Origin of the sequence: Paraburkholderia sp. J69-1 (assembly GCF_905220255.1) — a bacterium.
In the GTDB taxonomy this organism is placed as follows: domain Bacteria; phylum Pseudomonadota; class Gammaproteobacteria; order Burkholderiales; family Burkholderiaceae; genus Paraburkholderia.
Map to the genome: position 1 here is coordinate 195,609 of NZ_CAJMZG010000017.1, position 9,159 is coordinate 204,767.

The 9,159-nt window shown below is 67.3% G+C and carries 7 protein-coding genes; all 7 read left to right on the forward strand.

Annotated features, from left to right (window positions below; translation table 11 throughout):
• Nucleotides 1-129: 129 nt before the first annotated feature.
• The 7 genes from U5A67_RS27945 to U5A67_RS27975 all read left to right on the forward strand — a co-directional run bounded on the left by U5A67_RS27945 (nucleotide 130) and on the right by U5A67_RS27975 (nucleotide 9,152).
• Nucleotides 130-651, forward strand: coding sequence for a cupin domain-containing protein (locus U5A67_RS27945; RefSeq protein WP_321816737.1), 522 nt, complete (start codon nucleotides 130-132; stop codon nucleotides 649-651).
• Between the two features lie 4 nt (nucleotides 652-655).
• Nucleotides 656-1,693, forward strand: coding sequence for a HoxN/HupN/NixA family nickel/cobalt transporter (locus tag U5A67_RS27950; protein WP_321816736.1), 1,038 nt, complete (start codon nucleotides 656-658; stop codon nucleotides 1,691-1,693).
• A 269-nt stretch (nucleotides 1,694-1,962) separates the two neighbouring features.
• Nucleotides 1,963-3,636: an ABC transporter substrate-binding protein gene (locus U5A67_RS27955; RefSeq protein ID WP_321816735.1), complete on the forward strand. Its 1,674-nt coding sequence runs from the start codon at nucleotides 1,963-1,965 to the stop codon at nucleotides 3,634-3,636.
• 68 nt (nucleotides 3,637-3,704) lie between these two features.
• Nucleotides 3,705-4,718: an ABC transporter permease gene (locus U5A67_RS27960; RefSeq protein ID WP_321816734.1), complete on the forward strand. Its 1,014-nt coding sequence runs from the start codon at nucleotides 3,705-3,707 to the stop codon at nucleotides 4,716-4,718.
• Between the two features lie 7 nt (nucleotides 4,719-4,725).
• Nucleotides 4,726-5,598 carry an ABC transporter permease gene (locus U5A67_RS27965; RefSeq protein ID WP_205984624.1) on the forward strand — a complete coding sequence of 291 codons (873 nt, stop codon included), beginning with the start codon at nucleotides 4,726-4,728 and terminating at the stop codon, nucleotides 5,596-5,598.
• 65 nt (nucleotides 5,599-5,663) lie between these two features.
• On the forward strand, nucleotides 5,664-7,844 hold the full coding sequence (locus tag U5A67_RS27970; RefSeq protein WP_321816819.1) for an ABC transporter ATP-binding protein: 2,181 nt from the start codon (nucleotides 5,664-5,666) through the stop codon (nucleotides 7,842-7,844).
• A 540-nt stretch (nucleotides 7,845-8,384) separates the two neighbouring features.
• Nucleotides 8,385-9,152 (forward strand): hypothetical protein, encoded by a 768-nt coding sequence (locus U5A67_RS27975; protein ID WP_321959760.1) that lies wholly within the window; start codon nucleotides 8,385-8,387, stop codon nucleotides 9,150-9,152.
• The last annotated feature ends 7 nt before the right edge of the window (nucleotides 9,153-9,159 follow it).

Below are 9,159 nucleotides of genomic sequence, written 5' to 3' on the forward strand. Positions count from 1 at the left end.
CACGAAAGCCCGTCCCCTGCCGGACGGGCTTTTTTTTCGCGCGCGCGGCGAAATTTTGACCATGACACAATGCAGCGACAACGCTGCGCGCGGCTCGCACGACGCAAGCCACCGCAAGGAGACACGACCATGAGTCACGACCACGAACATCATCACGACGATCACCACGATCACGACGAAAGCGCGCCGGTCGACTGGCGCGAGAACGGCGTCAAGGTGATCCGCGGCGATCAACTCGACAGCAACACCGCGCAGACGCCCGGCATGAATCGCGCCGCCGCCATCAACGCCGCGCGCGTGGGTGCGCAGAAGATCTGGGCCGGCACCGTGACGATTCATCCGAACGCGAAGACCGGCGCGCATCATCACGGCGCGCTGGAAAGCGTGATCTACGTGGTGCGCGGCCACGCGCGCATGCGCTGGGGCGAGCATCTGGAGTTCACCGCCGAAGCCGGTCCCGGCGACTTCATCTTCGTGCCGCCTTATGTGCCGCACCAGGAGATCAACGCGAGCACCGACGATCCGCTCGAATGCGTGCTCGTGCGCAGCGACAACGAGGCGGTCGTCGTGAACCTGAACATCGACGCCGTCGAAGCCCCCGAAACCGTCTACTGGGTCGATCCGATCCATCGCCATCCGCACGATCATTGAACGCATGACACAGCCCGCCCAGCGCCTGCTCACCCGCCTGATTCCGCTTTACGCCGTGCTGATCGCCGCGAACCTCGGCGCCTGGGCATGGGCGCTGATCGCCTTTCGCCACTATCCGCTGCTGCTCGGCACCGCGCTGCTCGCCTATGGCTTCGGCTTGCGCCACGCCGTGGACGCCGATCACATCGCCGCCATCGACGCCGTCACACGCAAGCTCATGCAGCGCGGCCAGCAGCCGCTGGGCGTGGGCCTCGCGTTTTCGCTCGGGCATTCGAGCATCGTGATTGCGGCGACCATCGGCATCGCGTTGTCGGCGCTGACTTTGCACGGGCGCTTCGAGCAGTTTCACGAGATCGGCTCGACTATCGGCACGCTGGTGTCTTCAGGTTTTCTGCTGGTGCTCGCGGGCGTGAATCTCGTGATTCTGCGCGATGTGTGGCGGCGTTACCGGCAAGCCGGGCGCGCACCGAATAGCGATGCAAGCACCGCGCTCGCGGCACAGGACATCGCGCCCGCCGGCCTCTTTTCGCGCGCGCTGCGTCCGCTTTTCAAGCTCGTGACGAAAAGCTGGCACATGTATCCGGTGGGCGTGCTGTTCGGTCTGGGCTTCGATACGGCCACCGAAATCGGCCTGCTCGCCATCGCCGCCGCCGAAGCCGGCAAGGGCCTGCCGATGTACTCGATCCTCGTGTTCCCCGCGCTCTTCACGGCCGGCATGACGCTCGTCGATTCCACCGACAACGTCCTGATGGTGCACGCCTACGGCTGGGCCATGGACGACCCCAGACGCAAGCTCTACTACAACGCGAGCATCACCTTTGTGTCCGCGCTGGTGGCGATCGTGATCGGCGGCGTGGAAGCGATCGGTCTGATCGGCGACAAGCTCGGCGCGAGCGGCGGCGTGTGGACGCTCGCGTCAAGCCTCAACGACCGCTTCGGCGAACTGGGCTATGGCATCGTCGCGCTCTTTATCGCCTGCTGGATCGGCTCGGTGCTGTTCCATCGCTGGCGTCGGCCTGCCGCCGCCTCGGGCGCGCTCTGACGCCTCCCGCGCGATAGCGGAGGTTCGCGCCGCTGTCACATCGATTCCGGCGAAAGCGCGGCCATGCGCCGCGCGCGAGCGCAACCCCGCAGAACCCTGGCCTCGTGCCGATCCCGGAAAACGCGTAAACTGGCCTGCCAACCATGGCGATCGCCGGATCGTCGCCAGCTTCATTCGTCGTCAGCCGCACCGCATGCCGCCGTCGTGACCGCTTCCCCCGCTTCCCAGCGGCCACGCCCATCCACGGAACCGCACGGAAATACGCGCCGATGAAACGTCCGCAGTCCAACGTCTCCCCCAATCTCGAATCCTGGCGCGCCAGCGCCGGGGATTACGGCAATCACGCCCTCGACGAATTGCTCGCGGGCCGCCTCACACGGCGCGAACTGCTGCGCTACGCGGGCGTGCTCGGGCTGTCGAGTCTCGCGTTCGCGGGCGGCGGCCTGCTCGCGCCACGCGCCGCGCGCGCCCAGAGCGCCGGCAAGCCCGGCAACCAGACGATCCGCGTGGCGCATCTGATGCCCGCAGGCGCCGTCGATCCGCTCACCGTCACCGATGCGGGCGCGCTGTGTCTGCTGAACCAGACCGGCGAATTCCTCGTCAACGACGACGCCGACGGCCATCTGCAACCGGCGCTCGCGCTCTCGTGGCAACCGAATGCCAAGGCCGATGTCTGGACCTTCAAGCTGCGCCCCGGCGTGAAATTCCACGACGGCCAGCCATTCGGCGCGAAGGACGTGGTGGCCACCTTCGACCGTCTCGCCGATCCGGCCAGCGGCTCGGCCGCGCTTTCGGTGCTCAAGGGCGTGCTCTCGAAGGGCCGCACGAAGCTCGTCGACGAACACACCGTCGCGTTTCATCTGGACGCGCCCAACGGCAACTTCCCCTACTACGTTTCTTCGGACAACTACAACGCCGTGCTGCTGCCCGCCAATTACGCGGGCAACTACGAGAAAAGCTTTATCGGCACCGGGCCGTTCAAGCTCGAAAAATACGAGGCGCGGCGCGGCGCGAGCTTCGTGCGCCACGACGGCTACTGGGGCGACAAGGCGCTGCCCGAGCGCGTGCAGTTCGCCTTCTACGCCGACGAGCAGGCGCAGATTCTCGCGCTGCAAGGCCGTCAGGCCGATGTGATGGGCACCTTCACCGTGCAGGGCGGCATCGGCATTCTCAACAACCCGGATTTCAAGGTGATCGGCGTGCGTTCGAGCGCGCATCGCCAGATCCACATGCGCAACGACGTCGCGCAGTTCAAGGACAAGCGCGTGCGTCAGGCGCTGGCGCTCGCGCTCGATCGCGACGTGATGGTGCGCGGGCTCTTCAAGGGCCGCGCCGTGGTGGGCAACGACAGCCCGTTCGCGCCGATCTTCCCCTCGACGGCCACGACCGTGCCGCAACGCAAGGTCGATCTCGTGAAGGCACGCCAGTTGCTCGCGCAGGCGGGCGTGGGCAATGGCTTCGACGTCACGCTCACGACCGAGAAGTACATGGAGATTCCCGATCTGGCCGTGGTCGTGCAAAACGCGGCCAAGGCGATCGGCGTGCGTATCGCGCTGAAAGTCGAGAGCCAGTCGCAGTATTACGGCGCGGGCACCTACGGCAAATCGGACTGGCTCGACGCGCCGCTCGGCATCACCGATTACGGCCATCGCGGCGTGCCGAACGTGTTCCTCAACGCGCCGCTGACGAGCGGCGGCACGTGGAACGCGGCGCATTTTCGCAACCCGCAGTACGACAAGCTGGTCGCGCAATTCGTGGCGACGCTCGACGTGGCCGCGCAAAAGCAGGTGTCCGCGCAGATCCAGACGCTGCTGCTCGACGAAACGCCGATGATCATTCCGTACTTCTACGACCAGTTGATCGCGCAGCGCACCACGCTGTCGGGCGTGCATTTCACCGCGCTCGCGCAGTTGTATTTCGATCGCGCCACGCTTTCGGGCTGAGTCGTCGCGACGTCATGGGCGCATTTCGCCGTGCGCCCGCATTGGACCCTGCAGCTTTTGCCACACTCATGGCTACACCGCTGACGAAACCGCGCGGCCTGTCTCGACGCCTCACGCCGGGCGGCGGCGCGACGCGCTTTCTCGCCCAGCGCGCCGCGTGGGCGCTCTTCACGCTCTGGCTGCTTTCCGTGCTGGTGTTCGCGGGCGGCCAGTTGTTGCCAGGCGATATCGGCCGCGCCGTGCTCGGCCCGCTCGCCGACGCACGCGCCGTCGCCGCGCTCAATCATCAACTGGGCGCGGACCGCCCGCTGCTCGACCAATACGTCGCGTGGATCGGCCATGCGCTGCGCGGCGACTTCGGCAGTTCGTGGACCTTCCGCCAGCCGGTCGCGCCGATGGTCGGCGACGCGCTACTGCAATCGGCGAAACTCGGCTTTTTCGCGTTTATCGTGGTGGTGCCGCTGGGCATCGGCGGCGGCGTGCTGGCCGCGCTGTACGGCGGACGCTGGCTCGACCGCCTCATCAGCACGCTCGGCCTGTGCGCGAGCGCGGTGCCGGAGTTCGTCTCGTCGATTGCGCTGATTCTCGTGTTCGGCGTGTGGCTGCGCTGGCTGCCGATCGAAGCCGTCGCGCCGCCCGATGCCGGCGTATTCGAAACGCTGCGCCATCTCGTGTTGCCGGTGCTGCCGCTCGTGCTGGTGTTCTTCGGCTATCTCGCGCGGATCGCGCGCGCGGGCATGCTCGACGCGCTCGACGCCGACTACACGCGCACCGCGATCCTCAAGGGCCTGCCGCGTCATACCGTGATCGTGCGCCACGTGCTGCGCAACGCACTGCTGCCGAGCGTGACGGTCGCGGCCACGCAGCTTGGCTATCTGATCGGCGGACTGGTGGTGGTGGAGTCGCTGTTCCGCTATCCGGGCATTGGCTCGCTGATCTACAACGCGGCCAAAGCGAAGGATTTTCCGCTGCTCGAAGCGGGCGTGCTCACGGTCGGGCTCGTCTATACGCTCGCGAATCTGGGCGCGGATCTGCTGCACGCGCTGTTCGATCCGCGCCTGCGCAACCCTGCCAGCCGATGAAACCCGCATGAACGATACGGTATCCGCATCAATCGACGATTCACGCGCATCGGCGAGATTCACGGCCACGTTGCGCCTGCTGCTGCGCTCGCCCGCCTTCGTGCTGGGCGCGCTGATCCTGCTCGCGTGGATCGTCTGCGCGATCGCGGGCGTGTGGATCGCGCCTTACGACGCCTACGCGTCCGATCCGCTCAGCTCGCTGATGCCGCCCGATCGCACGCACTGGTGCGGCACCGACCAGCTCGGCCGCGATATCTGCTCGCGCGTGATCGTCGGAGCGCGCGACATCCTCACGATCGCGCCGCTCGCCACCTTGACGGGCACGCTCGCGGGCGCGGCGCTCGGCCTCGTCACCGGCTATCTCGAAGGCTGGGCCGGCACGCTGGTCGCGCGTGCGCTCGACGCCGTGCTCGCGCTGCCGCTCGTGATCGTCGCGCTGCTGGTGCTTGCGGGCGTGGGCGCATCGAACCTTGCCGTCGTGCTGGTGATCGGCATCACTTTCGCGCCGCTCGTGGCGCGTACCGTGCGTGCAGCCGTGCTCGCGGAACGTCATCTGGATTACGTGAGCGGCGCGCAGTTGCGCGGCGAAAGCGCGCTCTTTGTGATGTTCGCGGAGATCCTGCCCAACGTCTGGCCGCCGATTGTCGTCGAGGCCACGGTGCGGCTCGGCTACGCGATTTTCGCGGTGGCGACGCTGTCGTTTCTCGGCTTCGGCATCCAGCCGCCTTCCGCCGACTGGGGCCTCGCGCTGGCCGAATCGTATGCGCTGCTCGCGGGCGGCGCGTGGTGGACCGTGGCGTTCGATGCGCTCGCGATTGGCTCGCTGGTGGTCGCGGTCAACCTGATCGCCGACAGTCTGCGCGAGGTGCTCGAATCGTGAATCGGCATCATGCTGACAACAGCGCGGGCAAGAACGTGACCAGCAGCGTCGACAAAAACGCGGACCTGCCAGCGGAAAAGCGCCCGGCCCTCGCGACCTTCAGCGCGCCGCGCGCCGACGACGCGCTCGCCCTCGTCGGCCTCACTGTGACCTACCGCGTGCGCGGCCTCGAACGCGACGTGCTCACCGATGTCTCGCTGCGCATCAAACGCGGCGAAGCCTATGGGCTGGTCGGCGAATCGGGCTGCGGCAAATCCACGGTCGCGCTCGCCGCGTTGCGCTATCTCGCGCACAACGGCCGCGTGAGATCCGGGCGCATCGCCATCGCGGGCGAAGACGTGCTCGCGCTCGATCGCGAGGGCCTGCGCCGCTTGCGCGCGCATAAGGTATCGATGGTCTATCAAGACCCGGCGAGCGCGCTCAACCCCACGCTCACGATCGCGCGCCAGTTGAGCGAAGCCTTCGAAGCCGCGGGCGCGAGCGCCGCCGACGCGCTCGCCCAGGCCCACGCGATGCTCGCGCGCGTGCGGATCGCCGATCCGGCGCGCGTGATGGCAAGCTGGCCGCATCAGCTTTCGGGCGGCATGCAGCAGCGCGTGGTGATCGCCATGGCGCTGGCTTCGAACCCTGCCCTGCTGATCCTCGACGAACCCACCACGGGCCTCGACGCCACCGTCGAAGCCGAAGTGCTCGCCCTGGTCGCGCAACTGCGCGCGGAACTGGGCATGGCCGTGCTGCTGATCAGCCACGATCTCGGCGTGATCGCGCGCATGTGCGAACGCGTGGGCGTGCTCTACGCGGGACGGCTGGTGGAAGAAGGCGCGACGCAGGACGTGTTCGAGCGCGCGCGTCATCCGTACACCGTGGGACTGCTGCGCTGCCTGCCGGCGCCTGGCCGCACCAAGGCGCACGGCATGCTCGACACGATCGCTGGCGAACTGCCCGCGCCCGGCACGCTCACGCACGGCTGCATCTATGCGCCACGCTGCCGCCTTGCCGATGCTCGCTGCCGCGAACACGCGCCGCCGCCGCACCGCATGGAAGCCGCGCATGGCGAGCAGATGTCGCGCTGCCACTATCACGAGCGCGCCATCGCGCTGCCCGCCTCGGACGCGGCCAATGCAAGCGATTCGATCGCAGCCGATGCATCGATCGATGCGTACGCAAGCGCACCGACAGCAATGCGCGCGCCCGAAGTCGGCATACAACAGACAAACGAACAAACAGACAAAAACGCGCCGGTCGTGTTGCGCGCGACGCATCTCTCGCGCACTTTCGGCCGTGGCGAGCGGGCATTGCGCGTGCTCGACGATGTCTCGCTCGAATTGCGTGCGGGCGAAACGCTGGGGCTTGTGGGCGAATCGGGCAGCGGCAAGACGACGCTCGCGAAACTGCTGCTAGGCGTGCATACCGCCGATGCCGGCGGCGCGGTGGAACTCGACGGCAAGCCGCTCGCGGCGCGCCTCGCGCGGCGCAATGCGCAGGCGTTGCGGGCACTGCGCATGGTGTTCCAGCATCCCGATGCCTCGCTCAATCGCGCCTTGCCGGTGAACCGGCTGGTGAGCCGCGCGCTCGTGCGTGCCGCCGACGAACGCCCGGGCGCTGACGACGCGACTCGCATCGCCAGCCTGCTCGACGCGGTGCGCGTGCCGATCCGCTATCTCAACGCGCGGGCGCGGCAGCTTTCGGGCGGCCTCAAGCAACGCGTGGCGATCGCCCAGGCCTTCGCGGGCGAGCCGCGCGTGGTGATCTGCGACGAGCCGACTTCGGCGCTCGATGTCTCGGTGCAGGCGGCGATCCTCAATCTGCTCGCGCGTCTGCAACGCGAGCGCGGCGTGAGCTATCTGTTCATTTCCCACGATCTGGACGTGGTGCGCTATCTCGCGGACCGCGTCATGGTGCTCTACGCGGGCCGCGTGGTGGAAAGCGGCCCGGCGGGCGCGGTGCTCGGCGGCCCTTGCCATCCGTACACCGAGACGCTGCTCAACGCGGGCTCGTTGGCGCGTGAAAATCCGGTGGATGATGAGTCCACTGCCGGTGCGTCGCCTTCGCCAGCAGGCACGGGCTGCGTCTTCAGCGCGCGTTGCCCGCGCAAGCTCGGCGCAATCTGCGACGACACCGCTCCGCCATTTGCAGAGACAGCGGCAGACAACGCGGATGCCGATGCTCACCGCATCCATTGCCACATTCCCGCCGACGAATTGCGCGCCTTGCAGCACGCCAACACCCCGCCCGCCAAGCGCTGAAAATCAGACGAATTCGTTGTGCTGTCCGCATTTGCAACGGATTTCGCCATTCCACACTGAGACGTTTCACCGCCGATACGTTTTCAGCGATTTTTTCAGCGCCGACACCATAGGTCAATTGTAAAGTCCCCGACACATGGGCTTTTCAGGCCGATGGCATAGAACTCGCTACATCGATATCAGGCATCCGGTAGCCGCCCAGCGACGTTTCGGGGCGTATAGCGCACAGCGTCGCAGCGGGCAATCGGATGACCGGCCCCACAACATGCATGGACGTCCTGCGGTCTGCCGCCCCTTCACGGGGATACGACAATAGGAAAGGACTCCTGCATAAGCCGGCCATCCGATCAGAAAGCCGCCGTGTGCCACGTGTACCGCTTCGGCTGGCATGACAACGCGCTCCCACGATAAGGACGCACACCGGCGCAAGGCGGATTCAGCCTGACGGGGGTCGGCGCCCGCGCAGTCGTTGCGCAGCGTCAGACACAAGGCGCAAGAGAAGCGAAGCGGACACGCGCCATCGCTTCCCGGGAGGAAGTCATGAAGAACAGATCATTTCATCAGTACTGCTACGGGGTTGGCCGAGGACTCGCAATCGTCGCAATCGGCGCGGCAGGAGCCAGCGTGCTCCTGCCCGCCATCGGCGCACACGCCGAGAGCAACGTCACGTCCCCGACCTGGATTGTCGTCGCCGATGCTGCCTTGCCGGCAAGCGGTGGCGCAGTCAACGATGCCGGCATGCCGGTCGATGCCTCTGGGCCGGGTTCCGCCGGCACGGCGGGCACCGCAGGGGCCGCGGGTTCGGGCTCGCCGGGCAAGCTGTCTTCCACTCCGGGCGCCTCGCCATTCAGCGCGGACGCTCCCCTGCCCGCAAGCGGATCGGCCGGTACGGTCGGCGTGGGCAGTGCGGCTGGCGCGGGTTCAGGCTCGGGCGCCAAGCCCGGCACCGCAGCCACGACCGGCAGCGCGCCAGGCACGGAAACCGTGAGCGAAGCGTCGGACGCGGCCACGGTCTTCCTGCCGAAGAACTGCTTCGGCAGCAACAACAACGGCAATTGCGGTCAGGGCGGACGCGGCGGTTCATCGTCGAGTTCCGCCAGCGCGGGTGGTGTTGGCGCAGGCGTGTCCGGCAGCACGAGTTCGAGCAGCAGTTCGGGAAGCGGACACGGCGGCGGCACTTCGGGTGTCGGCGGCTCGACCAGCGGCTCCAGCGGCTCGGGCGGCAGTGGTAACGGCGGCGGTGGTGGCGGTGGAGGTGGTCGGAATCGAAGGCGAAGGAGAGGCAGTCACAGGCAGCGTAGGCGTTAGACTTATG